Annotated in this window: 23 protein-coding genes; 8 read left to right on the top strand and 15 right to left on the bottom strand. The window is 71.7% G+C overall.

The window, feature by feature from the left end:
• Nucleotide 1: 1 nt before the first annotated feature.
• Entirely contained in the window at nucleotides 2–964 is a 963-nt protein-coding gene (gene deoC / locus AB0E91_RS06825) for a deoxyribose-phosphate aldolase (protein ID WP_361777327.1), read from the bottom strand.
• A 142-nt stretch (nucleotides 965–1,106) separates the two neighbouring features.
• On the opposite strand from deoC, the gene AB0E91_RS06820 reads away from it, so the two are divergent.
• Complete coding sequence (locus AB0E91_RS06820) at nucleotides 1,107–1,775, top strand: PH domain-containing protein (RefSeq protein ID WP_361776300.1); 669 nt, start codon at nucleotides 1,107–1,109, stop codon at nucleotides 1,773–1,775.
• 31 nt (nucleotides 1,776–1,806) lie between these two features.
• On the opposite strand, the gene AB0E91_RS06815 is transcribed toward AB0E91_RS06820, so the two are convergent.
• The 3 genes from AB0E91_RS06815 to AB0E91_RS06805 all read right to left on the bottom strand — a co-directional run bounded on the left by AB0E91_RS06815 (nucleotide 1,807) and on the right by AB0E91_RS06805 (nucleotide 5,031).
• Nucleotides 1,807–3,171 (bottom strand): hypothetical protein, encoded by a 1,365-nt coding sequence (locus AB0E91_RS06815; protein ID WP_361776297.1) that lies wholly within the window; start codon nucleotides 3,169–3,171, stop codon nucleotides 1,807–1,809.
• Nucleotides 3,172–3,254: 83 nt separating this feature from the next.
• Nucleotides 3,255–3,770, bottom strand: coding sequence for a hypothetical protein (locus AB0E91_RS06810; protein WP_361776294.1), 516 nt, complete (start codon nucleotides 3,768–3,770; stop codon nucleotides 3,255–3,257).
• Nucleotides 3,771–3,816: 46 nt separating this feature from the next.
• The gene (locus AB0E91_RS06805; protein WP_361776291.1) at nucleotides 3,817–5,031 is read right to left on the bottom strand and encodes a transposase; all 1,215 of its coding nucleotides are present in this window, start codon (nucleotides 5,029–5,031) and stop codon (nucleotides 3,817–3,819) included.
• A gap of 51 nt (nucleotides 5,032–5,082) precedes the next feature.
• Here AB0E91_RS06805 and tnpA point away from each other — a divergent pair, with 51 nt between their 5' ends.
• Nucleotides 5,083–5,511 carry an IS200/IS605 family transposase gene (tnpA, locus tag AB0E91_RS06800; protein WP_361776288.1) on the top strand — a complete coding sequence of 143 codons (429 nt, stop codon included), beginning with the start codon at nucleotides 5,083–5,085 and terminating at the stop codon, nucleotides 5,509–5,511.
• Nucleotides 5,512–5,530: 19 nt separating this feature from the next.
• On the opposite strand, the gene AB0E91_RS06795 is transcribed toward tnpA, so the two are convergent.
• The 4 genes from AB0E91_RS06795 to AB0E91_RS06780 form a co-directional block, all read right to left on the bottom strand.
• Nucleotides 5,531–6,205: a hypothetical protein gene (locus AB0E91_RS06795; protein WP_361776285.1), complete on the bottom strand. Its 675-nt coding sequence runs from the start codon at nucleotides 6,203–6,205 to the stop codon at nucleotides 5,531–5,533.
• A gap of 108 nt (nucleotides 6,206–6,313) precedes the next feature.
• Nucleotides 6,314–7,945, bottom strand: a complete 1,632-nt coding sequence (locus AB0E91_RS06790; RefSeq protein WP_361776282.1) for a phospho-sugar mutase — start codon at nucleotides 7,943–7,945, stop codon at nucleotides 6,314–6,316.
• Nucleotides 7,946–7,997: 52 nt separating this feature from the next.
• Nucleotides 7,998–8,810, bottom strand: coding sequence for a purine-nucleoside phosphorylase (locus AB0E91_RS06785; RefSeq protein WP_161181586.1), 813 nt, complete (start codon nucleotides 8,808–8,810; stop codon nucleotides 7,998–8,000).
• 236 nt (nucleotides 8,811–9,046) lie between these two features.
• The gene (locus AB0E91_RS06780; RefSeq protein WP_361776279.1) at nucleotides 9,047–9,484 is read right to left on the bottom strand and encodes a gamma-glutamylcyclotransferase; all 438 of its coding nucleotides are present in this window, start codon (nucleotides 9,482–9,484) and stop codon (nucleotides 9,047–9,049) included.
• 695 nt (nucleotides 9,485–10,179) lie between these two features.
• Here AB0E91_RS06780 and AB0E91_RS06775 point away from each other — a divergent pair.
• Together AB0E91_RS06775 and AB0E91_RS06770 are read left to right on the top strand one after the other, a co-directional pair.
• Nucleotides 10,180–11,628, top strand: coding sequence for an NAD(P)H-quinone dehydrogenase (locus tag AB0E91_RS06775; RefSeq protein WP_361776276.1), 1,449 nt, complete (start codon nucleotides 10,180–10,182; stop codon nucleotides 11,626–11,628).
• A gap of 185 nt (nucleotides 11,629–11,813) precedes the next feature.
• The gene (locus tag AB0E91_RS06770) at nucleotides 11,814–12,749 is read left to right on the top strand and encodes a DeoR/GlpR family DNA-binding transcription regulator (RefSeq protein WP_361776273.1); all 936 of its coding nucleotides are present in this window, start codon (nucleotides 11,814–11,816) and stop codon (nucleotides 12,747–12,749) included.
• Between the two features lie 301 nt (nucleotides 12,750–13,050).
• Here AB0E91_RS06770 and AB0E91_RS06765 read toward each other — a convergent pair whose 3' ends face one another.
• On the bottom strand, nucleotides 13,051–14,823 hold the full coding sequence (locus tag AB0E91_RS06765) for a biotin carboxylase N-terminal domain-containing protein (RefSeq protein WP_361776270.1): 1,773 nt from the start codon (nucleotides 14,821–14,823) through the stop codon (nucleotides 13,051–13,053).
• Between the two features lie 442 nt (nucleotides 14,824–15,265).
• On the opposite strand from AB0E91_RS06765, the gene AB0E91_RS06760 reads away from it, so the two are divergent.
• Nucleotides 15,266–15,805, top strand: a complete 540-nt coding sequence (locus AB0E91_RS06760; RefSeq protein ID WP_361776267.1) for a hypothetical protein — start codon at nucleotides 15,266–15,268, stop codon at nucleotides 15,803–15,805.
• Here AB0E91_RS06760 and AB0E91_RS06755 read toward each other — a convergent pair.
• The 5 genes from AB0E91_RS06755 to AB0E91_RS06735 form a co-directional block, all read right to left on the bottom strand.
• Nucleotides 15,777–16,394 carry a nucleoside triphosphate pyrophosphatase gene (locus AB0E91_RS06755; RefSeq protein ID WP_361776264.1) on the bottom strand — a complete coding sequence of 206 codons (618 nt, stop codon included), beginning with the start codon at nucleotides 16,392–16,394 and terminating at the stop codon, nucleotides 15,777–15,779. The genes AB0E91_RS06760 and AB0E91_RS06755 overlap by 29 nt on opposite strands.
• Nucleotides 16,395–16,421: 27 nt before the next feature.
• Nucleotides 16,422–16,550, bottom strand: coding sequence for a hypothetical protein (locus AB0E91_RS06750; RefSeq protein WP_272919024.1), 129 nt, complete (start codon nucleotides 16,548–16,550; stop codon nucleotides 16,422–16,424).
• 99 nt (nucleotides 16,551–16,649) lie between these two features.
• Nucleotides 16,650–16,859 (bottom strand): acyl-CoA carboxylase epsilon subunit, encoded by a 210-nt coding sequence (locus AB0E91_RS06745; protein ID WP_361776260.1) that lies wholly within the window; start codon nucleotides 16,857–16,859, stop codon nucleotides 16,650–16,652.
• A 37-nt stretch (nucleotides 16,860–16,896) separates the two neighbouring features.
• Complete coding sequence (locus AB0E91_RS06740) at nucleotides 16,897–18,498, bottom strand: acyl-CoA carboxylase subunit beta (protein ID WP_361776257.1); 1,602 nt, start codon at nucleotides 18,496–18,498, stop codon at nucleotides 16,897–16,899.
• Nucleotides 18,499–18,594: 96 nt separating this feature from the next.
• Complete coding sequence (locus tag AB0E91_RS06735; RefSeq protein WP_361776254.1) at nucleotides 18,595–19,836, bottom strand: RNA-guided endonuclease TnpB family protein; 1,242 nt, start codon at nucleotides 19,834–19,836, stop codon at nucleotides 18,595–18,597.
• A gap of 104 nt (nucleotides 19,837–19,940) precedes the next feature.
• On the opposite strand from AB0E91_RS06735, the gene AB0E91_RS06730 reads away from it, so the two are divergent.
• Together AB0E91_RS06730 and AB0E91_RS06725 are read left to right on the top strand one after the other, a co-directional pair.
• Entirely contained in the window at nucleotides 19,941–20,801 is an 861-nt protein-coding gene (locus tag AB0E91_RS06730; RefSeq protein ID WP_361776251.1) for a biotin--[acetyl-CoA-carboxylase] ligase, read from the top strand.
• Nucleotides 20,802–21,322: 521 nt separating this feature from the next.
• Nucleotides 21,323–22,441, top strand: coding sequence for an adenylate/guanylate cyclase domain-containing protein (locus AB0E91_RS06725; RefSeq protein ID WP_361776248.1), 1,119 nt, complete (start codon nucleotides 21,323–21,325; stop codon nucleotides 22,439–22,441).
• A 91-nt stretch (nucleotides 22,442–22,532) separates the two neighbouring features.
• Here the strand turns inward: AB0E91_RS06725 and AB0E91_RS06720 are convergent, their stop codons facing one another.
• Nucleotides 22,533–23,321, bottom strand: a complete 789-nt coding sequence (locus AB0E91_RS06720; RefSeq protein WP_361776245.1) for a hypothetical protein — start codon at nucleotides 23,319–23,321, stop codon at nucleotides 22,533–22,535.
• A gap of 199 nt (nucleotides 23,322–23,520) precedes the next feature.
• On the opposite strand from AB0E91_RS06720, the gene AB0E91_RS06715 reads away from it, so the two are divergent.
• The gene (locus AB0E91_RS06715; protein ID WP_361776242.1) at nucleotides 23,521–24,315 is read left to right on the top strand and encodes an enoyl-CoA hydratase-related protein; all 795 of its coding nucleotides are present in this window, start codon (nucleotides 23,521–23,523) and stop codon (nucleotides 24,313–24,315) included.
• The last annotated feature ends 102 nt before the right edge of the window (nucleotides 24,316–24,417 follow it).

Genomic DNA, 24,417 nt, shown 5'->3' with positions numbered 1-24,417 from the left:
ATCAGTCCACCGTCACGTAGTCGGGGCCGGAGTAGCGGCCGGTGGCCAGCTTCTGACGCTGCATCAGCAGGTCGTTCAGCAGCGAGGAGGCGCCGAAGCGGAACCAGTGGTTGTCCAGCCAGTCCTCGCCCGCGGTCTCGTTGACCAGGACCAGGAACTTGATGGCGTCCTTGGTGGTGCGGATGCCGCCCGCGGGCTTCACGCCGACCTGCACGCCGGTCTGGGCGCGGAAGTCGCGCACCGCCTCCAGCATGAGCAGGGTGTTGGCGGGGGTGGCGTTGACCGCCACCTTGCCGGTGGAGGTCTTGATGAAGTCCGCGCCCGCCATCATGCCGAGCCAGCTGGCGCGGCGGATGTTGTCGTACGTGGACAGCTCGCCGGTCTCGAAGATGACCTTCAGACGGGCGCTCGTCCCGCAGGTCTCCTTCACGGCGGTGATCTCGTCGTACACCTTCAGGTAGTCGCCCGCGAGGAACGCGCCCCGGTCGATGACCATGTCGATCTCGTCGGCGCCCGCGGCGACGGCGTCACGCACGTCGGCCAGCTTCACGGGGAGCGCGGCGCGGCCGGCCGGGAAGGCGGTGGCGACCGAGGCGACCTTGACGCCGGAACCGGCGACGGCCTCCTTGGCGACGGCCACCATGTCGGGATAGACGCAGACGGCGGCGGTCGTCGGGGCCGTCCGGTCCGTCGGGTCCGGGTGGACCGCCTTGGCGCCGAGCGCCCGGACCTTGCCGGGGGTGTCCGCGCCTTCCAGCGTCGTCAGGTCGACCATCGAGATGGCGAGGTCGATGGCGTACGCCTTCGCGGTGGTCTTGATGGATCGGGTGCCGAGGGCGGCGGCGCGCGCCTCCAGGCCGACCGCGTCGACGCCGGGCAGCCCGTGGAGGAAGCGGCGCAGCGTGCTGTCGGACGCGGTGACGTCGGCGAAAGCCTGCGCGGGGGATGCGGTGGTGGTGGGCATGGTCACCAGACGAGCATATCTACGCGCGTAGCGGCTGTATACCCCCGGAGCGGGACGTAAAGGTGCCGGTGCAGATCACGGTTGGGCGCCGGTTTCGGCACCGGCCGCGGGCGAGGCGGACATGTCGTGCACAATCGGGGCCATGACGAGCCCGCAGCCTGAGCCCACCGCGCCTTCGGCGCCCGCCCACAAGGACTGGGTGCACCGTTCGACGATGGGTATCGGCGGCGGGCTCCTGCTGTGCGCGATCACCGGCTGGCTGGGCATCGACGCGCTGGTCCACGGTGACGGGCGCACCCCCTGGTTCGCGCTCGCCGGGATGCTCCTGGTGCTGCCGGTCGTGATCGCCTTCACGCTGCGGCCCGCCGTCTTCGTGAACGAGCAGCGGCTGCGCGTCCGCAACCCCTTCCGCGTGATCACCCTGCCCTGGGGGAAGGTCTCGGGCCTGCGCTCCGGCTACTCCAACGAGGTCTTCTCCGACGTCGGCACCAAGTACCAGCTCTGGGCCATCCCGGTCTCCCTGCGCGCCCGCAAGCGCGCCAACCGCCAGCAGGCCCGGCTGCAGATGGAAGCCGCCGGTATCACCTCCCGCCCCGGCGGCTTCGCCTCCGCCTTCACGGCCCCGCGCCCCGGCGACTCGGACGAGCCCACCCGCGCCGCGACCGACAAGATCATGGACGACCTCCGCGAACTCCACGAGGGCCACGCGGCCGTCGCCCAGGGCGAGGTCACGGTCCGCTGGGCCTACGAGATCCTGGCCCCCGCGCTGGTGGGCGCGATCGCCCTGGCGGTCCTGCTGGCGACGGGCTGACCCGGCGCCCGCTCGCGGCCCAGCCGAGCTGTCAGAACGGTGGTTCGGTGAAGGAGGCGCCGCCCCAGGCGGGTGTGGCCGGTTCGGGCCTCGGCTGCTGGAGGATTTGTACAGCGTCGTCGATGCGGCCGAGTTCGATGAGGCGCTCGGCACGGAGCGAGCTGTTGCATGTCGGGTGCCGTTCGAGGACCGCGGCGGCTTCCTCGGCGCGGCCGGCTTCGGCGAGCATGTGGGACAGGGCCCGGGCCGCGTACCAGGTGTCGCCCTCGGGGTGCGCCCGCGCCTCCTCGATCGCTTCATCGAGCAGGCCGCAGTCGGCCATGAGTGGAAGCCGCATGTGGAAGATGTCCCAGTCCTCCTTGCCGTCGCTTCGTGCCTTGAGGGCATCGAGATGGGCCAGGCCGTCCCGGGGCCGCCCGTGGTCGGCGTACAGGGTGCAAAGAGTGTGGACGATCCAGTCCTCCGCGCCGCCGGGCCGTTCGGTGAGCGCGCGCATCACCTCGATCGCCTCGGCGCCCCGTCCGCGCCGGACCAGGAGCTCGGACAGCGGGACAGCCGCATGCCACATTCCGTCCGGCGTGGCACCGAACGTGCGGTAGGCGGCGATCGCGCCTTCCACGTCGCCGCGTTCCTCCAGCACTTCGGCAAGGCGCTGCACGGCGTGCCCGTAGTGCTCGGACGCCGCGTACGCACGCAGTTCCGTGATCCGGTCGTGCCTGGCCAGCAGGTCGGCCAGCTGGTCACGGTTGTTGACGGAAGTGACCTCGCGGGTGTGCAGCAGGGCGATCGCCTCCTCGATCCGGCCCTGGCGTTCTCTGATCGTGGCGAGCAGGCCGACCGCGTTGGACGGTTCCATCCGGAGGTTGTCGCAGTCCGGGTCGTCACAGGCGGGGACCGCCGCTTGCGCCCGGGCCTCCAGCAGGACCGCCGCTTCCTCGTCCATGCCCGCCGCTTCGGCGACGTCGACCAGACACTTGGCGAGGAACCGGTCCTGGACCCCGGCGCGCAGCAGCATGAACGCCTCGCCGCCGCGGCCGTGGCGTGCCAGCAGGCGCGCGCAGAAGTCCAGCGCCGGCCGGTCACCAGCCTCCGCGTACGGGCGGGACAGTGCGATCGCCTCCTCCACCCGGCCCCAGCCCTCCAGCAGCTCCGCCCGCGCTCGGGCCGCCGGCCACCCGCTCGTGGCGATGTACGGAGCGAGCACCTCCAATGCCTGCTCGCGCCGGCCCCGATGCCCGAGCAGCCGTGCCCACTCCAGCGCGCAGAACCACTCCCCGCGGCCGGCCTGGAACTCCACTTCCCGCTCATGACCGAGTTCGAGAAGCCGCCCCACCAGCAGCGGAGGAATGCGGCCCGTCAACGTTCGGGCCCGGTAGTCAAGATCGGCATCGTCCACGACAGCGGACCTTAACGCTCACCACCGACACTGCCCGCATGCCGGATGTCGGCGCCGAAGAAGTCGGAGTGGTCCAGCTGCCCTCACACCTTGTAGTACAGGTCGAACTGGTGGTCGCTCCCCGAGTTGTTGGTGATGCCGAAGCTCAGGCGGGGTGAGCCGGAGCCGGTGTGGATGGCCATGCCCTCTGGTTCGCGGGGGTTGGCGGCGGCGTCGGCCTCGGAGTGGGTGCTGGCGATGTAGCCGGTGGTGGGGTTGTTCTGCGTGCCGTTGAGGTCGAAGGACGTGGTGTGGATCGCCCACTTGTCCGTGCCGGTCAGGGTGCCGGATGTCGTGTCGGTGCGGGCGTCGCCGTCGAGCATGTACACGTACTGGCCGTACGAGGTGAAGCCCTGGAAGGTCGCCTTGTCGGTCGTGGGTGTGCCGTCGGCGGCGTACTTGTACAGCGTCGGCTGCTGGATGCGGGCCAGCGGGGCGGGCAGCGGGTGGCCGGTGTTCGCGGTGGCGACGGCCGCCGCGAGGTCGTACGCCGCGAACCAGTGGTCCGAGCCCATCGCGTAGCGGTAGCGGATCAGCAGGATGTTGTGGTCCACGTCCACCGAGGGGGTCGTGACTCCTCCCCCTCATGAATGAGGGGGCTTCTCGCTATGCCGGGTTGGCGTCGCGACGGACCAGCCCGGCCCGTAGAACGTTGAGTGCCCCGACTATGTCGGCGTGCGCCCGGTGGCGGCAGCCAACGCAGTGGAACTTCTCCTGTGTGGGCCGGTTCTCCGCTGAGACGTGCCCGCATTCGGGGCAGGTCCGGGAGGTGTTGCGGGGGTCCACGGCGATCACTTCCCGTCCGGCGCTTTCAGCCTTGGCGTGCAGGATCGTCAGGAACACCCCCCATCCGGCATCCGAGATCGAACGGTTCAGGCCCGTCTTCGCACTGGCCCCGTTGGGCAGGAAGCTGCCCGACTGTTCGGGGTCAGGCTTCGGCGCGGGGGCCTTGACCATGTTGCGGATCTTGAGATCCTCGTGCGCTATCAGATCGTGGTCACGGACCAGGCCGAGCGCGGTCTTGTGGGCGTGGTCGAGCCGCTGGCGGCGGACCTTGCGATGCAGGTCGGCGACCTTCTGTACGGCCCGCTGGTGGTTCTTGGTGCGTTTGTCGCGGCGGACGCGCCCGAACCGGCTGAGCTTCTGCTGCGCGGCTTCCAGCTTCGCTGCGGCCTTCCGGGCATGACGCGGGTTCTCGACGTGCTCGCCGTTGGAGGTGGTGAGGAACGAGGCGATGCCCATGTCGATGCCGACCACGGAACCCGTTGCCGGAAGCGGCGCAGGCTGGGCCTGCTCGGCGGTCAGCACGACGTACCACTTGCGACCCTCGCGCTTGACCGACACGGTCTTGACCTTGCCGACCACGGGCCGGTGCTGGTTGACCTTGACGTGCCCGACACCCTGAAGTCGGACGCGGGTGACGGGGTCGTGCGGGGTGGAGTCCCAGCGGCAGCCGTCGCCGTCCTTGGGGAAGTCCACCGTGTCGAACCAGTTCACACCGCGAAAGCGCGGATAGCCGGGCGTGTCCCCGGACTTGATACGGCGGAAGAACGCGGCGAATGCCTTGTCGAGACGGCGAAGCGTGGCCTGCTGACTGGAGAACGACCAGCGCCCCTGCCGCTCGGGGTCGAAGGCCCGGATGTCCTTGAGTTGGGCGGACTGCATCCCGTACTTGATGCTCGTCTTCGAGGTGTGCCGGTAGGCGTCGCGGCGTTCCTGTAACGCGCCGTTGTAGAGCGAGCAGTGGTCGGCGAGCATCGCCGTCAGTGCGGCGGCCTGGCCCACGGTGGGCCGCATGAGGAACTTGTACGCACGGATCACCCGGCCCACCCCCTTCCCGGCCAGCTTCCGAGATCTTACTACACTTGGTGTATGTCACCGCGCTGGGAACCAAACCCCGATATCCGTACCGGTCGCCACGTCGCCTACAACCTCCACGCCCACTTGGTGTTCGTGACCAGGTGCCGGCGCGGCGTATTCGATGACGCGATGCTGAAGCGCTGCGAAGAGATCATGCGGGAGGTGTGCGGCAAGTTCGAGGTGGAGCTGAGGGAGTTCAACGGCGAGACGGACCACGTACACCTGCTGATCCACTACCCGCCGAAGATCGCCCTGTCGAAGCTGATCAACAGCTTGAAGGGCGTCAGCTCCCGATACTTGCGGGCGGAGTACACCGGCCGTATCAACCGGATCGGGATGGGCTCGGTGTTCTGGTCCCGCTCCTACTTCGCGGGCTCGTGCGGCGGTGCACCGCTGACGGTGATCCGTCAGTACATCGAGCAGCAAAAACGTCCGCTCTAAGGTGCGGGTCAGAGCAGTCTTAGGATGCGTTTCCCTCCCCGGCTGAAGCCGGGGATACCCACGCAAGATCAGGGATGGAGGTGGCCGCCGGGTCCGGTGAGCCGAAGCGCTGCACGGCCGGGTGGCTGGTCCACAGCACGGTCCGGTCGGCGAAGGGGAAGCGGACGAACTCCTGGCCGAAGCCCGTCTGCCCGCAGCCCGCCTCGGTCCAGACGTACGCCGGGGAGCCGCTCTGCGCCGGTTCGACGCCGAGCGAGACGCCGTGGCCGAAGCCCAGCAGGTACATGTAGCCGGTGATCGCGCCCGTGGACAGGTCGCGGCGGGTCAGACAGAGGTCGCCCGACTTGTCGTGGAGGTCGGCGCCGATCGACGGGGTGACGGCGGCCTGGCTGCCCGAGCGGAGGTAGGCGACCTGGCTCGCGCCCGCTATCTGGAGGGTGTACAGGTGGCCGTTGACCGAGTCGAAGGCGATGCCCTGCAGGGTGGTGGAGCTGTCCTGGTTGCCGACGCCCGTGAGCCAGCGGGTGGACCCGGCGGCGACGTCGATCAGTGCCGTACCGCCCGGAACGTTCGCGGGGTTCACGGCGGGCTCGGCGGCCGCGTCCTGAGCGGGCAGCGCGAGCGCGGCGGCCGCGCCCACGGCGACGCCGGTGCCGCCGCGCAGGAGGTTGCGGCGGGTCATGTCCATGGTCATGTCGGGGACTGTAACCGCAGGTTCCGCAGCAACCCGGAAGATTTTCCTCGCACTTGACGAGGGCCCGCCTCCTCGGGGAGACGGGCCCTCGATGTCGTACGGACGGGATCAGATCCCCGCCGCCTCCGACAGGTCCCGCTTGATCGCGGTCAGCAGGTCCGTCGCCCTCGCCCGGGCCGCCGGGAGGTCGGCGTGGGCGGCGACCGGGAGGACGACCTCCAGGTAGCACTTGAGCTTGGGCTCGGTGCCGCTGGGGCGGACGATGACGCGGGCGCCGTCCAGGGTGTAGCGCAGACCGTCCGTGGGCGGGAGGGTGGCGGTGCCCCGGGTCAGGTCCTCCGCGGAGGTGACCGTCAGCCCGGCCAGCACGGTCGGCGGCTGCTCGCGCAGGCGGCGCATGGCGTCGGCGATGACCGACAGGTCCTCCACGCGGACCGAGAGCTGGTCGGTGGCGTGCAGGCCGTACGTCACCGCGATGTCGTCCAGGAGGTCGGTCAGGGTGCGGCCCTGCTCCTTCAGCTCCGACGCCAGTTCGGTGATCAGCAGCGCGGCCGTGATGCCGTCCTTGTCGCGCACGCCCTCGGGGTCGACGCAGTAGCCGAGCGCCTCCTCGTACCCGAAGCGCAGGCCCTCCACGCGGGCGATCCACTTGAAGCCCGTCAGGGTCTCCTCGTAGGGGAGCCCGGCCCGCTCCGCGATCCGGCCGAGCAGCGAGGAGGAGACGATGGACTCCGCGAACACGCCCCGCGCACCCCGGCGCACCAGGTGCTCGGCGAGCAGCGCGCCCACCTCGTCGCCGCGCAGCATCCGCCAGTCGGCGCCGTCGCGCACGGCCACCGCGCACCGGTCGGCGTCGGGGTCGTTGGCGATCACGAGGTCCGGGTCCGTCGCGCGGGCCGCCGCGAAGGCGAGGTCCATCGCGCCGGGCTCCTCCGGGTTGGGGAAGGCCACGGTCGGGAAGTCCGGGTCGGGCTCGGCCTGTTCGGCCACCAGCACCGGCTCCGGGAAGCCCGCCCGCGCGAACGCGGCCAGCAGCACGTCCTTGCCGACGCCGTGCATCGCCGTGTAGACGGTACGGGCCGTGCGCGCCGAGTCCTTCGCGAGCACCGCGTCCGTACGGGCCAGATACGCGTCCAGGACCTCGTCGCCGAGGATCTCCCAGCCGGACTCCGGGCGCGGTACGTCGGCCAGGGCCACGACCGCGTCGATCTCGGCCGCGATCTCCGCGTCGGCGGGCGGGACGATCTGGGAGCCGTCGCCGAGGTACACCTTGTAGCCGTTGTCCCGGGGCGGGTTGTGGCTCGCGGTGACCTCCACGCCCGCGGCCGCGCCGAGGTGCCGTATGGCGTAGGCGAGGACGGGCGTGGGCAGCGGACGGGGCAGTACGGCCGCGCGCAGCCCGGCGCCGGTGATCACGGCGGCGGTGTCCCGCGCGAAGTCGGCCGACTTGTGCCGGGCGTCGTAGCCGATGACGACCAGGCCGTCGGTCTGCCCCTTGGCCTTGAGATACGCGGCGAGACCGGCGGCGGCGCGGATCACGACCGCGCGGTTCATCCGCATCGGGCCCGCGCCCAGCTCGCCGCGCAGCCCCGCCGTACCGAACTGGAGCGTGCCGCTGAACCGCGCCGCCAGCTCGTCGGTGTCCCCGGCGTCGAGGAGCGCGCTCAGCTCCGCACGGGTCTCGGGGTCGGGGTCCTCGGCCAGCCACGTCCGGGCCCGCGCGATGAGTTCGTCCTGCACGTCCTGCACCTCGGGTGAACCTCTCTCTCGATCTGTCCGCTGCCGTCCGGCGCTACAGCCGGTTCAGCACCTGTCCCAGCAGCTCGCCCATGTGCGCCGCCGAGTCGCGGCCCGCCTGGAGGACCTCCTCGTGGTTCAGGGGCTCGCCGGTCATGCCCGCGGCGAGGTTGGTGACCAGGGAGATGCCAAGCACCTCGGCACCCGCCTCGCGCGCGGCGATGGCCTCCAGGACCGTGGACATGCCGACCAGGTCGGCGCCGATGACACGGGCCATGCGGATCTCGGCCGGGGTCTCGTAGTGCGGGCCGGGGAACTGCGCGTAGACGCCCTCCTCCAGGGAGGGGTCGATCTCCTTGCACAGGGCGCGCAGGCGCGGCGAGTACAGGTCGGTCAGGTCGACGAAGTTGGCGCCGACGATCGGGGAGGTGGCCGTCAGGTTCAGGTGATCGCTGATCAGCACCGGCTGGCCGGGGCGCATGCCCTCGCGCAGACCGCCGCAGCCGTTGGTCAGCACGATCGTCTTGCAGCCCGCGGCGACGGCGGTGCGTACGCCGTGCGCGACGGCGGCCACGCCACGGCCCTCGTAGTAGTGCGTGCGGCCCAGGAACACCAGGGCGCGCTTGGCGCCGAAGGTGTACGAGCGGATCTTGCCGCCGTGACCCTGGACGGCGGGCGGGGGGAAGCCGGGCAGCTCGGTCACCGGGAACTCGGCGTCGGGCGCGCCCAGGGCGTCCACGGCCGGGGCCCAGCCGGAGCCCATCACGAGGGCGACGTCGTGGGTCTCGGCGCCCGTGAGCTCGCGCAGGCGCGCGGCGGCGGCGTCGGCGGCGGCGTGGGGGTCGTCCGGAAGGAGAGATGCGTTCACGGCACGAGGGTAGCCGGTCTTCGCCTACGCGCGTAGATGACAGCGCCCACGGGAATGCGATCGTTGTCAGGAAGATTTCGGCGAACGGTGGGCAAACCGTTGACGAAGGGACGGAGAGCCCTTCGCGCGGCGGTGTGGGGTGGACTCGTGCGGCGGCGCGGGATGGGCTCGTGAGACGGCCGGGGCGGACTCGTGAGAAGGGCGGAGAACCCCTCACACCACGGCCCGGGACCGGCTCAGCAGGGCCGCTTGCGCAGCTCCATCACATAGTCGTGCGGGGCGCCCGCGGACTCGGCGGCGTCCGCGATCTCGCCGAGGTAGCGGGCCGAGGGCAGACCGCCCTCGTAGCCGTTGAGGACGTACACCCAGGCGGGTTCCTCGCCGTCCAGGGTGTGCACCCGGACCTTCAGGCGCCGGTAGACGCCGAGGCCGACGCCCTCCCAGCGGTCCAACGAGTCCTCGTCCATCGGCGCGATGTCGTACAGACCGACGAAGACCTGCGCCCCGGGCTCCTCGACCAGTGTCGCGAGCGCGCCCTCCCAGCCGAGCTGCTCGCCGCCGAAGGTCAGCCGCCAGCCGTTCAGCCAGCCGGTCGCGCGCAGCGGGGAGTGCGGGGCGCGGCGCGACATCAGCCGCGCGTCGAGGTTGCCGGCGTAGGCGGCGTAGAGCGACATGGACAGAGGGTACGGCAGGGGGTGCGGGGGCCCCTGAAGCCGGAGGGGCGGCCTGATGAACGCCGCGCCTCGGTTGCCGGGGGGACCTGGCGTGTGCCTTTCGGGGCAGCCGGGATGGTTTGGGGGCGCGTTCCTCTCGGGCGGACGGTGGCCGGGCCCGGGGGTGTCCTCCTGCCGGGCTTGGGGATGCCGGTGTCTCTTCCCGCCGGGCCTCGGGAGGCGGGGTGGCCGCCTGTGCGGAATCGCCGAGGGGACCGCAGTGCCCCTGTCGACAGTGCCCCTGTCGAACCGTCGGAGACCCGCCCCGCGCCCCCGCCGAACCGTCGGAGACGCGGCGTGTGGGCCCTGCGAGCTGCCCGGAATGCCTGGTGCGCGCCGCTGCGGGTCTGCCGGGAGGCGGGGTGGGTCTGCGCCGGAGCGTCGGGGAAGCCGCCCGTGCCCCTGCCGGACCGGACCGTCGGAGGCGCGGTGTGCGCCGCCGCGGGTCTGCCGGGAGGCCGTCTCCCCGCATCGTCGGGGAAATCGGCCCGTGCCCCTGCGGAACCGTCGGAGACGTGACGTGCGGCTTTCGCGCTGCTCGGAGCGTCCGGGTGCGCGTCCCCCGCGGATGTGCGGGGACGTCGGGGGGCCGTTGCCGCCGAACCGCCGGAGAACGCCCGCCCCCGCCGAACCGTCGGAGACCCGCGTGCGGGACAATGGGGTACGTGACTCGGATCGTGATCATCGGTGGTGGACCCGGCGGGTACGAGGCGGCGCTGACGGCGGCGCAGCTCGGCGCGGAGGTGACCGTCGTCGACTGCGACGGTCTGGGCGGGGCGTCGGTGCTGACCGACTGCGTCCCGTCGAAGACGCTCATCGCCACGGCGGAGGTGATGACCACCTTCGACTCCTCCTACGAGGAGCTGGGGATCATCGTCGCCGACGACACCCCGCACATCGAGCAGGCCGCCCGCGTGGTCGGCGTGGACCTCGGCAAGGTCAACCGCCGGGTGAAGCGGCTCGCGCTCGCCCAGTCGCACGACATCACCGCCGCCGTGACGCGCGCCGGTGCCCGGGTCATGCGCGGCCGGGGCCGCCTGGAGGGCATGCAGGCGCTCGACGGCTCCCGCAAGGTCGTCGTCACCGCCGCCGACGGCTCCGAGGAGACCCTCACCGCCGACGCCGTGCTCATCGCGACCGGCGGCCACCCGCGCGAGGTGCCCGACGCGCAGCCCGACGGCGAGCGCATCTTCAACTGGACCCAGGTCTACGACCTCGACGAGCTGCCGGAAGAGCTGATCGTGGTCGGCTCCGGCGTCACCGGCGCCGAGTTCGCCGGTGCCTACCAGGCGCTCGGTTCCAAGGTCACCCTCGTCTCCTCCCGCGACCGCGTGCTGCCCGGCGAGGACCCGGACGCCGCCGCCGTCCTGGAGGACGTCTTCCGCCGCCGGGGCATGAACGTGATGTCCCGCTCCCGCGCCCAGTCCGCCAAGCGGGTCGGCGACCGGGTGGAGGTCACGCTCGCGGACGGCCGCGTGATCACCGGTACGCACTGCCTGATGGCGGTCGGCGCGATCCCGAACAGCGCCGGGCTCGGCCTGGAGGAGGCCGGGGTCAAGCTGCGCGAGTCGGGCCACATCTGGACCGACCGGGTCTCCCGCACGACCGCCCCCGGTGTGTACGCCGCCGGTGACGTCACCGGTGTCTTCGCGCTCGCCTCGGTGGCCGCGATGCAGGGCCGTATCGCCATGTACCACTTCCTCGGCGACTCGGTGGCCCCGCTGAACCTCAAGACGGTCTCCTCGAACGTCTTCACCGACCCCGAGATCGCCACCGTCGGCTACACCCAGGCCGACGTGGACGCGGGCAAGATCGACGCGCGCGTGGTCAAGCTGCCGCTGCTGCGCAACCCGCGCGCCAAGATGCAGGGCATCCGGGACGGCTTCGTCAAGATCTTCTGCCGTCCGGGCACGGGGATCGTGGTCGGCGGTGTCGTCGTCGCGCCGCGCGCCTCGGAGCTGATCCACCCCATCTCGATCGCCGTGGACAACAACCTGACGGTCGAGCAGATCGCGAAGGCGTTCACGGTCTACCCGTCCCTGTCGGGCTCGATCGCGGAGGTCGCGCGGCAGCTGCACACGCGGAAGGCGGGCGCGGAGGGCTGAGAAGGCCCTTCTGAGCCTTCTGTTTCACGCGAACTCCCCGCCGGGTGCGGGGAGTTCTCGTGTTTCCGGGGGCACGGCGGTGTGCGGCGGTTCCTATACCACCTCGGGCACCACGTCGCGAACAACTTCTGCTATTCGGCGCAAACTGCTGAAAGCAGACGGTCGTTGGGGTTACTGTCAGTTTCGTGTTCGCTGCAGAACGTCGTCAATTGATCCTCGAAATGGTGCGAGCGAACGGGGCCGTGTCGCTCCGTGAACTCGCCCGCGTCGTCCAGACCTCCGAAGTGACCGTACGGCGGGACGTGCGCGCGCTGGAGGCAGAAGGACTCCTCGACCGCCGGCACGGCGGTGCGGTGTTGCCGGGCGGGTTCACGCGAGAGTCCGGCTTCCCGCAGAAGTCCCATCTCGCGACCGCCGAGAAGACGGCCATCGCCGATCTCGCGGCGGGGCTCGTCGAAGAGGGCGAGGCCATCGTGGTCGGCGCCGGTACGACCACGCAGGAGCTGGCCCGCAGACTGGCCCGGGTACCCGGGCTGACCGTGGTCACCAACTCCCTGCTGGTGGCCCAGGCGTTGGCCCATGCCAACCGGGTGGAGGTCGTCATGACCGGGGGCACCCTGCGGGGCTCCAACTACGCCCTCGTCGGCTCCGGTGCCGAGCAGTCCCTCCAAGGGCTGCGCGTCTCCAAGGCGTTCCTCTCCGGGAGCGGGCTGACCGCCGAGCGCGGGCTGTCCACGTCCAACATGCTGTCGGCCTCCGTCGACCGGGCGCTCGTCCAGGCGGCCGCCGAGGTCGTGGTCCTCGCGGACCACACCAAGCTCGGCACCGACACCATGTTCCAGACCGTCCCGACCGAGCTGATCACCCGGCTGGTCACCGACGACCCGCCCCCGCACGACGACCGCGCCGCCACGGAACTCCAGGCTCTCGCCGATCAGGGGGTGCAGATCGTCGTGGCCGGGGGGAACGGGGCGAGCGGGGCGCCGGGGGGTGAGCCGGGGCCTGCGGCCACTCCCCGCCAGCGGGCCCTTCCCGGCCCGCGCCGGGGACACCCGTCGGCCGCACTGCGGTCGGCCTCCGGCCTGAGCGAGGGGCGCGTCGCTGATCTTCGGCGGCGGTAGGCTTCGCCGATTCGGCGGGGGGTTCGTTGTCGGGTGCGGGTGCGTGATGGCTTGTCGCGCAGTTCCCCGCGCCCCTGGGGGTGGCTTGCGTCGCGTTTCGGGTGCGGGCCGTCTTCGCCTTCGCGCAGTTCCCCGCGCCCCTAAGGGGTGGTTCGCGTCGCGTTTCGGGTGCGGGTCGTCTTCGCTTCTTGCGCAGTTCCCCGCGCCCCTTTGGGGTGGCTTGCGGCGCGTTTTGTCTCTCGTGCTGGCGTGAAACGGGGGACGCCCGGCCGGGGCCGGGCGTCCGTGGTGAAGCGGGGTTTCAGTCCTTGATCTCGCAGATCGGGGCGCCCGAGGTGATCGACGCGCCGACCTCTGCCGTCAGGCCCTTGATGGTGCCGGAGCGGTGGGCGTTGAGGGGCTGTTCCATCTTCATGGCTTCGAGGACGACGACGAGGTCGCCTTCCTTGACCTCCTGGCCCTCCTCGACCGCGATCTTGACGATCGTGCCCTGCATGGGGGAGGCGAGGGTGTCGCCGGAGGCGACCGGGCCGGACTTCTTGGCGGCGCGGCGCTTCGGCTTGGCGCCCGCCGCGAGGCCGGTGCGGGCCAGGGACATGCCGAGCGAGGTCGGGAGGGAGACCTCCAGGCGCTTGCCGCCGACCTCGACCACGACCGTCTCGCGGCCCAGCTCCTCCTCGGCCTCCGCGTCGGCGGGGGCGGTGAAGGGCTTGATCTCGTTGACGAACTCGGTCTCGATCCAGCGGGTGTGGACCTGGAAGGGGTCCGAAGAGCCCGTCAGCTCGGGGGCGAACGCCGGGTCGCGGACCACCACGCGGTGGAACGGGATGGCCGTGGCCATGCCCTCGACCTGGAACTCGTCCAGCGCACGGGCGGCCCGCTCCAGGGCCTCCTTGCGGGTGCGGCCGGTGACGATCAGCTTGGCCAGCAGGGAGTCCCACGCCGGGCCGATGACCGAGCCGGACTCCACGCCCGCGTCCAGGCGGACACCGGGACCGGACGGCGCGTCGAAGCGGGTGACCGTACCGGGGGCGGGGAGGAAGCCCCGGCCCGGGTCCTCGCCGTTGATGCGGAACTCGAAGGAGTGGCCGCGCAGCTCCGGGTCGCCGTAGCCCAGCTCCTCGCCGTCGGCGATGCGGAACATCTCGCGCACCAGGTCGATGCCCGCGACCTCCTCGGTCACCGGGTGCTCGACCTGGAGCCGGGTGTTGACCTCCAGGAAGGAGATCGTGCCGTCCTGGCCGACCAGGAACTCACAGGTGCCCGCGCCCTCGTACCCGGCCTCCTTCAGGATGGCCTTGGACGCGCGGTACAGCTCCGCGACCTGCTTCTTGGAGAGGAACGGCGCCGGGGCCTCCTCCACCAGCTTCTGGTGGCGGCGCTGGAGCGAGCAGTCACGGGTGGAGACGACGACCACGTTGCCGTGCTTGTCGGCCAGGCACTGGGTCTCCACGTGCCGCGGACGGTCCAGGTAGCGCTCGACGAAGCACTCGCCCCGGCCGAAGGCCGCGACCGCCTCGCGGACCGCCGAGTCGTACAGCTCGGGGACCTCTTCGAGCGTGCGGGCGACCTTCAGACCGCGACCGCCACCGCCGAAGGCGGCCTTGATCGCGATCGGCAGCCCGTGCTCCTTGGCGAAGGCCACGACCTCGTCGGCCCCGGAGACCGGGTCCGGCGTACCGGCGACCAGCGGGGCACCGGCGCGCTGCGCGATGTGCCGCGCGGCGACCTTGTCACCCAGGTCCCGGATCGCCTGCGGCGGCGGGCCGATCCAGACCAGGCCCGCGTCCAGCACGGCCTGCGCGAACTCGGCGTTCTCCGAGAGGAAGCCGTAGCCCGGGTGGATGGCGTCCGCGCCGGATTCCCGGGCGGCGTTCAGGACCTTCTCGATGTCCAGGTAACTGGTGGCCGGAGTGTCACCGCCCAGGGCGAACGCCTCATCCGCGGCCCGGACGTGCAGAGCGTCCCGGTCCGGGTCGGCGTATACGGCCACGCTCGCGATCCCGGCGTCCCGGCAGGCCCGGGCTACGCGGACAGCGATTTCGCCACGGTTGGCGATGAGCACCTTGCGCACGATTGAGGCTCCCTCCTTGAAACAAGCCGAGTTTAGGGACTGCCGACACGGCACTACGACCCGTCCCCAATGGTGAGCTTGCCCACACGGAGCGTGATGCGAGGCCCACTCGTTCCACGAAAGCCCATGTCGCACCTGGGTGCGCAGGACTCCACCGGAAAACCCTAGCCCTGCCATGTGGCCAAGGTCTCTGTGAAAGCGTGCTGCGGGCCACGCGGTTTCTTTGTGGAGTCCCTACGAATGGCCCAATGATTCTTTGCGGCCGCCCCGCCCCTTGTCCTCCGCTTTACCCTCCGCCGACCCCTCCCCGCCGGCCGTGACCGGATGTACCGTTCGCGATTGACGCGAACGTACTTCGGGTAACAGCAGAACTGTTCGGGCTTCGAGCTTTGTGCTTCGGCCTTCGGGTGAGAGTGGGTGGGGGCCGGTGGTGCGCAGACCGGTGGCATGGATCGTGACGGTCGTCCTGCTGGCCGAGGGCTGCGTCATCGCGGCGTTCAACTGGTTCCTCGGCATGGTCGCCGACCGCCAGAACATGTCGCTCGCCGGAGTCGACCCCGATCTGATGTCGGTGTCCTCGAAGATCGGCGGCGTGGTCTTCGGGCTCTACTTCGCGCTGTGCGCGCTCGTCGCCCTGCTGGTCGCGGTGCGCGACCGCGCCCCGGCCGGGTTCGGCCGCGTCCTGCTCATCAGCGTCGCCGTGGTCAACGCCCTGCTGGGCGCCGCCGCCCTGGCCCTCACGGACCCCGCGGTGTTCGTGACGCTGATGGTGGCCTTCGCCCTGCTCGTCCTGCTCCTGATGACCTACGACGCGGAGCCCGCGCCCCAGGCCGTGGACGGCGGCGACCCCGGCAAGGGCGGTGACGGTACGGCGACCGCCGAGGCCGCACCCCAGGCCCCGGCCCCCGTCATCCCGGCCCCCCGCACGGAGGACAAGCCGGGCCGCGCCCCGTTCACTCGGACGGCGCCCACAATTCCGTGATGCCGACGCCCAGTTCGGCCAGCAGCTTGCGGACCAGGGGCAGGCTGATGCCGATCACGTTGCCGTGGTCGCCGTCGATGCCCTCGATGAACGGCGCCGAACGGCCGTCCAGCGTGAACGCCCCGGCGACGTGCAGCGGCTCGCCCGAGGCGACGTAGGCGGCGATCTCCTCGTCCGAGGGCTCGCCGAAGCGGACCACCGTGGAGGCGGTCGCGGACACGTACCGCTTCGCCGTCGTGTCCCACACGCAGTGTCCGGTCTGGAGCACCCCGGCCCGGCCGCGCATCGCCTTCCAGCGGGCGGTGGCCTCCTCGGCGTCGGCGGGCTTGCCGAGCGCCTGCCCGTCCAGCTCCAGGACCGAGTCGCAGCCGATCACCAGCGCGCCCTGCACCTCGGGCTTCGCCGCGACCACGGACGCCTTCGCCTCGGCCAGCGCGAGCGCCAGCTCCGCCGGGGTGGGAGCCGTGACGGCGTCCTCGTCGACCCCGCTGACGATCACCTCCGGCGCGAGACCGGCCTGCCGCAGCAGGCCGAGCCGGGCGGGGGACTGGGAGGCGAGCACGAGACGGCGGCGCTGCTGGTCGGTCATGCCGTCAGCCTAGCGCCGCCGGACGGCTCACCTCAGGCCGATCACGATCATCGTCAGCACCATGGCCAGGGCCACGAAGAGCCCGAGCCGCCTGAGCTTCTCCTCCATCCGGCGGAGTTCCTCGGGCGGCTCGTTCTCGGGGTCTGACCACAGCATGCCCCCAGCGTGCGGGGACGCCCGGGTCCGGCGCCTGAGTACGCGTACTCACCTGAGGCGGCTCTTCCGGACCCGGCCGGAACCGTTCGGTCTCGCGGGTCAGCTCGGCCAGTAGGTGCGGCTCCAGGACACCGGGCCGGGCCGCGGCATCCGGCGCCCCGCGATCCGGGCCGGGTCGGACCACGCGTCCCGCGCGCTCGCCGCGCCGGACGGCGCCCCGGCGGCCGCCACGGCGCGGGCCCGGACCACCGCCAGTGCGGCGGCCAGCTCCTCCGGGGTCGGATTGCCTCGTACGACCTTGATGTTCATGACGGCTCCCGGTCTACGTCCGCGTGGTCCTCGGGTCCTACAGGGGGATGTTGCCGTGCTTCTTCGGAGGCAGGGATTCCCGCTTGGTACGCAGTTGACGCAGGCCCCGCACGATGTGGGAGCGGGTGTCGGACGGCATGATCACCGCGTCGACGTAGCCGCGCTCGGCCGCGACGTACGGGTTGAGCAGCGTGTCCTCGTACTCCTGGATCAGCCGCGCCCGCGTGGCGTCGCCCTCGCCGGCCGCCTCCGCCTCCGCGATGGTGCGGCGGTGCAGGATGTTGACGGCGCCCTGCGCGCCCATGACCGCGATCTGCGCGGTGGGCCAGGCCAGGTTGAGGTCGGCGCCCAGGTGCTTGGAGCCCATCACGTCGTACGCGCCGCCGAACGCCTTGCGGGTGATCACGGTGATCAGCGGGACGGTGGCCTCGGCGTAGGCGTAGATCAGCTTCGCGCCCCGGCGGATGATGCCGTCGTGCTCCTGGCCGACGCCGGGCAGGAAGCCGGGGACGTCCACGAAGGTGAGGACCGGGATGTTGAAGGCGTCGCAGGTGCGCACGAAGCGGGCGGCCTTCTCGCTCGCCTTGATGTCCAGGCACCCCGCGAACTGCATCGGCTGGTTGGCCACGAGCCCCACCGGGTACCCCTCGACCCGCCCGAACCCGGTGACGATGTTCGGCGCGAACAGCGCCTGCGTCTCGAAGAACTCCCCGTCGTCCAGGACGTGTTCGAGCACCGTGTGCATGTCGTACGGCTGGTTCGCGCTGTCCGGCACCAGCGTGTCCAGCTCGCGGTCCTCGTCCGTGACGGCGAGGTCGGCCTCCTCGGCGAAGACCGGGGCCTCGCTGAGGTTGTTGGACGGCAGGTACGACAGCAACTGCTTGATGTACTCGATCGCGTCCTTCTCGTCGCCCGCCATGTGGTGGGCCACGCCGGAGGTGGCGTTGTGCGTACGGGCGCCGCCCAGCTCCTCGAAGCCGACGTCCTCACCGGTGACGGTCTTGATCACGTCGGGCCCGGTGATGAACATGTGGCTGGTCCGGTCGACCATGACCGTGAAGTCGGTGATCGCGGGCGAGTAGACGGCACCACCGGCACAGGGCCCGACGACCAGGCTGATCTGCGGAATGACCCCGGACGCGTGCGTGTTCCGCCGGAAGATCTCGCCGTACGCTCCGAGCGACGCGACTCCTTCCTGAATACGGGCGCCACCGGAGTCGTTGATCCCGATGACCGGACAGCCGGTCTTCAGCGCGAAGTCCATGACCTTGACGATCTTCTGCCCGTACACCTCGCCGAGCGCCCCGCCGAACACGGTGAAGTCCTGCGAGAACACGGCCACCGGACGCCCGTCCACCGTGCCGTACCCGGTCACGACCCCGTCGCCGTACGGCCGGTTCGCCTCAAGCCCGAAGTTGGTCGACCGGTGCCTGGCGAACTCGTCCAGCTCCACGAACGACCCCTCGTCCAGCAGGAGTTCCACCCGCTCACGAGCCGTCAGCTTTCCCTTGGCATGCTGCTTCTCGACGGCCCGCGCCGACCCGGCGTGCGTCGCCTCATCGATCCGCCGCGTGAGATCCGCGAGCTTCCCCGCGGTCGTGTGAATGTCGATCTCGTGACGCTCTTCCGGCTCGGACATCGGGATGCGGCTCCCTGCCTGCTCAAAAGGGGGGACGGTAAGTCATCCGTAGCGTAGTGGCGTGTCCACCGGTCGGCAGTGCGGTGTTTCCCACACCTAGGGTGGCTTGCTTGGCCCCTTCCCCCGCTTTAAGGGCGGGAGTCCGGCGGTCGCCCGCCGGGTTTCCTGCTTCATCGGCGGTTGCCTCAATCGGGAGGATTCCCGTTGAGGTCTTACACCGCCTCCACAGGCAGTGGCCGCCAGCCCGGCGGCCAGGATGTTGCGTGCCGCGTTCACGTCGCGGTCGTGGACGGCGCCGCAGTGGTCGCACGTCCATTCACGGGTGTTCAACGGCAGCGTGTCGCGGACCGTGCCGCAGTTCCCGCACAGTCTGGAGCTGGGGAAGAAGCGGTCGATCACGATGAGATCGCGCCCGTACCAGGCGCACTTGTAGGTCAGTATCGACCGGAGTTCCGTCCAGGCGGCGTCGGAGATGGCGCGCGCCAGGCTGTGGTTCTTCAGCAGGTTGCGGACGGTGAGGTCCTCGATCACGACCGTTTGGTTCTCACGGACGAGACGAGTGGTGAGCTTGTGGAGGAAGTCCCGGCGGCGGTCGGCGATCCGGGCGTGGACACGTGCGACCTTCCGGCGGGCCTTCTCCCGGTTGTTCGAGCCCTTGGCCTTGCGGGAAAGCTCCCGTTGCGTGCGGGCGAGCCGCACCCGGTTCCGGCGCTCGTGCTTCGGGTTGGCGATCTTCTCCCCGGTGGACAGGGTCACCAGGGAAGCGATCCCGGCGTCGATCCCGACCGCCGCTGCCGTCGCCAGAGCGGGAGCGATGACGTCTTCGCACAGCAGGGACACGAACCAGCGCCCCGCGCTGTCGCGGGACACGGTCACCGTCGACGGCTCCGCACCCTGGGGCAGGGGACGCGACCAGCGGATGTCCAGCGGCTCGGCCATCTTCGCCAGCGTCAGACGGCCGCCGCGCCACTTGAAGCCGGAGCGGGTGTACTCCGCCGATGCGCGGGACTTCTTCCGCGACTTGAAGCGGGGGTACTTCGCCCGCCTGGCGAAGAAGTTCGAGAACGCCGTCTGAAGATGCCGCAACGCCTGCTGAAGCGGCACCGAGGAGACCTCGGCCAGGAAGGCGAGTTCCGCGGTCTTCTTCCAGCCGGTCAGCGCGGCCGACGACTGCACGTAGGAGATCCGGCGCTGCTCGTCACCCCAGGCGCGGGTGTGTTCCTCCAGCGCCTTGTTGTAGACGAGACGGGCACAGCCGAACGTGCGCGACAGCTCCGCCATCTGCTCGTCCGTGGGGTAGAAACGGTACCTGAACGCCCGTTTCACCTGCCGTGCCATGTCTCGGATCCTAGTGACTCCCAAGTGAGTCACGGGGCGGTCGGCAGCGGGCGGGCTCCGATTTCTCCCGGCCCGAAGGCCATGGTGTCTGCAAAGGAACCCCGATGACGCCCCGTGATGCAGCAGAGAACAGCCGTTGGTCCGATCTGGATCGTCCGCCCCTGAACGCCGTCGCGCTGCGGCGGGCGCTGGTTCGGGAGGGTGGGCTGTGGTCGCGGGTGGACGTGGTGCCGAGTACCGGGTCGACCAACTCCGATCTGGTCGCGCGGGCGAACGCGGGGGAGGCGGAGGAGGGGACGGTGCTGGTCGCCGAGGCGCAGACGGCGGCGCGGGGGCGGCTCGACCGGCGGTGGACGGCTCCGCCGCGCTCGGGGCTGTTCTTCTCCGTGCTGCTGCGGCCCGCCGAGGTGCCGATGGAGCGCTGGGGCTGGCTGCCACTGCTGACCGGAGTCGCGGTGGCCACCGCCCTGTCCCGTACGGCGGGCGTCGACACGGCCCTGAAGTGGCCCAACGACCTCCTGGTCACCGTCGGCGGCGAGGAGCGCAAGGCCGGGGGCATCCTCGCCGAGCGGGCCGGTGCGGACGGCGTGGTCGTCGGCGTCGGCCTCAACATCACCCTGCGCGTCGATGAACTGCCCGTGCCCCAGGCGGGCTCCCTCCTGCTGGCCGGCGCCGTGAACACCGACCGCGACCCGCTGCTGCGCGCGGTGCTGCGCTCGCTCGAGGAGTGGTACGACCGCTGGCGCGCGGCCTCCGGCGACCCCGCCGCGAGCGGCCTCCAGGAGACCTACGCGGCGGGCTGCGCCACCCTCGGCCGCCAGGTCCGCGCGGAGCTGCCCGGCGACCGGGTGCTGCGGGGCGAGGCGACCGCCATCGACGGGGACGGGCGGCTGGTCATCACGACGGCGGACGGGGAGCGGCAGGCTGTGGGGGCGGGGGACATCGTGCATCTGCGGCCCGAGTAGGGCCGGGTGGGGGTGGGGCGGCTGCGGGGTGGGGCTGTCCTGAAGGGGCCCGTGCCTGGTCTCGTCGGCAGAGGCGGGGGGCGGGGGCTCGGGGTGTCTTCGGCGGTGGAGTCGGGGCGGTTCGGGAGCGGCCGCCGGTAGGAGAGCTGGGCGGTGATGGCGTTCCGCTGCCGTACGCCCGGCGTATCGCGGGGGCCGTGGCTTGCGGCCCCGCTGCCGTGTACGTGGCGCCCACGCGCCCCTTCTGAGAGGCCGATGGTGTCTCGGGGGCGCCCCAGCGGGGCGAGTGCCCTCGGGGGGCCGGACCGTAGCAGGGGGGGGCGCGTGTCCCCGTGGGAGCGCCGGAGGGTGTACGACGGCCGTACCGCCGGAGGCATCCCGCGCCCTGTGCGACCCGGGTGCTCCAGCGGCGGAGAGCGTTGGTCCGGTCGGCCGGTCCCAGCGGAGTGAGCTGGCGCACACCTGCCGTAGAGTTGAGGCCGGTCGGTACCTGACCGCGGCAGATCGGAAGGGCAGCAGGCGTGAGCGTCGACGACACGGGATCCGGCGCGGGCGCGGAGGGCCGGGTGGACCCCGATGCCCCCGACCCCGGCGCCGACCCGCTCGCCCTCCGCCTCGAACAGCTGATCCTCGGCGCCGAGCGCCGTTACACCCCCTTCCAGGCCGCCCGCAGCGCCGGTGTCTCCATGGAGCTGGCCTCCCGTTTCTGGCGGGCCATGGGCTTCGCGGACATCGGGCAGGCCAAGGCGCTCACCGAGGCCGACGTACTCGCCCTGCGACGGCTCGCCGGTCTGGTCGAGGCGGGCCTGCTCAGCGAGGCGATGGCCGTACAGGTCGCCCGGTCCACCGGGCAGACCACCGCCCGGCTGGCCGAGTGGCAGATCGACTCCTTCCTGGAGGGCCTGACCGAGCCCCCCGAGCCGGGCATGACCCGGACCGAGGTGACGTACCCGATCATCGAGCTGCTCCTGCCCGAGCTGGAGGAATTCCTCGTCTACGTCTGGCGGCGCCAGCTCGCCGCCTCCGCGGGCCGCGTCATGCAGACCGTGGACGACGCCGAGATGGTCGACCGCCGTCTCGCCGTCGCCTTCGCGGACCTCGTCGGCTTCACCCGCCTCACCCGGCGGATGGAGGAGGAGGAACTGGGCGAGCTGGTCGAGGCGTTCGAGACGACCGCCGCCGACCTGGTGGCCGCGCGCGGCGGCCGGCTCGTCAAGACCCTCGGCGACGAGGTGCTGTACGTCGCGGACGACGCCGCCCTCGCCGCCGACATCGCGCTGCGCCTGGTGGAGACGCTGGCCAACGACGAGACGATGCCCGAGCTGCGCGTCGGCATGGCGTTCGGCACGGTGACCACCCGGATGGGCGACGTGTTCGGTACGACCGTGAACCTCGCCTCCCGGCTGACCTCGATAGCCCCGCGCGACGCCGTGCTGGTGGACAGCGCCTTCGCCGAGGAACTGATCCGGACCGGCGTCGCGCCCGCCTCGGAGGCGGAGGCCGCCGAAGCCGTGGCCGCCGCCGAGAAGGAGGGCGAGGAGCCGCCCGCCTACCGCTTCGCGCTCCAGCCCATGTGGCAGCGGCCGGTGCGTGGCCTCGGCGTGGTCGAGCCCTGGCTTCTCTCGCGTCGGCCTTCCTGACCGGCCGACCTTCCTGACCGGCCGACCTTCCTGACCGGCCGACCGGCTGCGTGGGTGGCGCGGGCGGTGCGGTCCCTTCGTTCTTACGCCCTTACGAGCCGCCCACGCGCAGGCACAGGCCCAGCAGGCACACCCCGCTCTGCTTCGGCGGGGGCGTGCTGTGGGCCGGTTCCGGTGCGGGGGCCGCGGTGTGGGACGGGGCGGGGGCGGGGGCCGTCGTGTCGGGGTCCGGGGCGGGCGCGGGGCCGGGGGCGGTGGTGTGCGGGGCGTTGTGCGACTGGCTGCCGGTCCCGGTGCCGGTGCTGGTGTCTGTGCCCGTGTCCGAGCGGGACGGGGTGTCCGCGGAGTGGGTGTCCTGGCCGACCGTTTCTGCGGGGGTCTTCCGCGTAGCCGACTTCTTGTCGTCCTTGGCGGCGTCCGTGCCGGTCGGCGCGGGGCGCGTACCGCCCAGTGCCGTGGCGGCCGAGGGGAGTGCCGTGGGCGCGGCGGCGAGCGTCGCGGCCGTGGTCGGCGAGTCGCCGGTGCTCTCGGCGCCCCAGCCGTGCTGCGGCTCGGCCTCGGCGGTGGCGGGCCCGGCGAGGCCGGACTCCGGGGCGACGCGTACGAGGCTCAGCACTCCGGCGGCGAGTGCGAGGCCACCGGCGGCGAGGAGCACCTTGCGGGGGCGGGGACGACGGTGCCGGCCCCGGCGTGGCGGGGGTACGACGGTGTCCTCCGGCGACTCCAGCAGGTCGGCCGTCGATTGCGGCAGCTCGGCCGTCGCTTCCGGCAGGTCGGCCAGGGTGATCGCGATCGGCCTGGTGGAGGCGGGGGCCTTCGACGGCGTGCCGGACCGGCCGTCCCGCGATGTCCCCGGTGTCCTCGAATTGCTCGGCGTCATGTCATCCCTCCCCACCGCGCACGTTATGCGCTGCTGTGGGCGGTGTGGGAGGAGTCGAACGAGATGTCACTCGAACGGGTGTAGGGCGGTCTCAGGGGCGAGTCAGGGCAACGTCGGGGTCGGTCGGCCTTCCCCTGGGCCCGGCGGGGCTGCGATGATCGAGGCGGATTCAGTTAACCCGCGTTAACCGGAGGGTGTCATGAGCGAGGAGCGGTTCGGGGAGTTCGTGCTGGTGCGGCGGCACGGGCAGGTGGCGGAACTGGTGCTGGACCGGCCCAAGGCCATGAACGCGGTCTCCACGGAGATGGCCCGCTCGCTCACGGCGGCCTGCGCGGCGCTGGCCGCCGACCGGGACGCGCGCGTGGTCGTCCTGACCTCCTCGCACGAACGGGCGTTCTGCGTCGGGGCGGACCTCAAGGAGCGGAACTCCTTCACCGACGCGGACCTGATGCGCCAGCGGCCGGTGGCTCGGGCGGCCTACACCGGCGTGCTGGAGCTGCCCATGCCGACCATCGCCGCGGTGCACGGCTTCGCACTCGGCGGCGGCTTCGAGCTGGCGCTCGCCTGCGACCTGATCGTCGCCGACGGGACGGCGGTGGTGGGGCTGCCGGAGGTGTCGGTGGGCGTGATCCCGGGCGGCGGCGGTACGCAGCTGCTGCCTCGGCGGGTGGGGGCGGCGCGTGCGGCCGAGCTGATCTTCACGGCGCGGCGCGTGGAGGCGGACGAGGCGGGGCGGCTGGGGCTGGTGGACCAGGTGGTGGAGGCGGGGCGGGACCGCGACGGGGCGTTGGCGCTGGCCGCGCGGATCGCCGGGAACTCGCCTGTGGGGCTGCGGGCGGCGAAGAGGGCGTTGCGGTTGGGGGTGGGGCTGGAGCTTCGGGCGGGGCTGGAGGTCGAGGACGCGGCTTGGCGGGCCACGGCGTTTTCCGGGGATCGGGCGGAGGGGGTGGCGGCGTTCAACGAGAAGCGGCGGCCTGCGTGGCCTGGCGAGTGAGGGTTGCCGTGCGGCGCCGGGGCGGTGAGTGGGTGCGGCGCCGTCTTGGCTGATCGCGCAGTTCCCCGCGCCCCTGGGCGGGGGTTGGCTGGGCCGGGTGGT

It is taken from the genome of Streptomyces sp. NPDC026659, from assembly GCF_040638245.1.
Lineage (GTDB): Bacteria > Actinomycetota > Actinomycetes > Streptomycetales > Streptomycetaceae > Streptomyces.
Note: the sequence above shows the minus strand (reverse complement) of the source record. Positions and strands in the feature narration are given on the sequence as shown.

Bases quoted from the DNA above. Each gene is read 5' to 3' on its own strand.
- deoC (WP_361777327.1), bottom strand. From the start codon at position 964: ATGCCCACCACCACCGCATCCCCCGCGCAGGCTTTCGCCGACGTCACC.
- AB0E91_RS06820 (WP_361776300.1), top strand. From the start codon at position 1,107: ATGACGAGCCCGCAGCCTGAGCCCACCGCGCCTTCGGCGCCCGCCCAC.
- tnpA (WP_361776288.1), top strand. From the start codon at position 5,083: ATGTCACCGCGCTGGGAACCAAACCCCGATATCCGTACCGGTCGCCAC.
- AB0E91_RS06795 (WP_361776285.1), bottom strand. From the start codon at position 6,205: ATGACCATGGACATGACCCGCCGCAACCTCCTGCGCGGCGGCACCGGC.
- AB0E91_RS06780 (WP_361776279.1), bottom strand. From the start codon at position 9,484: ATGTCGCTCTACGCCGCCTACGCCGGCAACCTCGACGCGCGGCTGATG.
- AB0E91_RS06775 (WP_361776276.1), top strand. From the start codon at position 10,180: ATGGGGTACGTGACTCGGATCGTGATCATCGGTGGTGGACCCGGCGGG.
- AB0E91_RS06755 (WP_361776264.1), bottom strand. From the start codon at position 16,394: ATGACCGACCAGCAGCGCCGCCGTCTCGTGCTCGCCTCCCAGTCCCCC.
- AB0E91_RS06750 (WP_272919024.1), bottom strand. From the start codon at position 16,550: ATGCTGTGGTCAGACCCCGAGAACGAGCCGCCCGAGGAACTCCGCCGG.
- AB0E91_RS06745 (WP_361776260.1), bottom strand. From the start codon at position 16,859: ATGAACATCAAGGTCGTACGAGGCAATCCGACCCCGGAGGAGCTGGCC.
- AB0E91_RS06740 (WP_361776257.1), bottom strand. From the start codon at position 18,498: ATGTCCGAGCCGGAAGAGCGTCACGAGATCGACATTCACACGACCGCG.
- AB0E91_RS06735 (WP_361776254.1), bottom strand. From the start codon at position 19,836: ATGGCACGGCAGGTGAAACGGGCGTTCAGGTACCGTTTCTACCCCACG.
- AB0E91_RS06730 (WP_361776251.1), top strand. From the start codon at position 19,941: ATGACGCCCCGTGATGCAGCAGAGAACAGCCGTTGGTCCGATCTGGAT.
- AB0E91_RS06720 (WP_361776245.1), bottom strand. From the start codon at position 23,321: ATGACGCCGAGCAATTCGAGGACACCGGGGACATCGCGGGACGGCCGG.
- AB0E91_RS06715 (WP_361776242.1), top strand. From the start codon at position 23,521: ATGAGCGAGGAGCGGTTCGGGGAGTTCGTGCTGGTGCGGCGGCACGGG.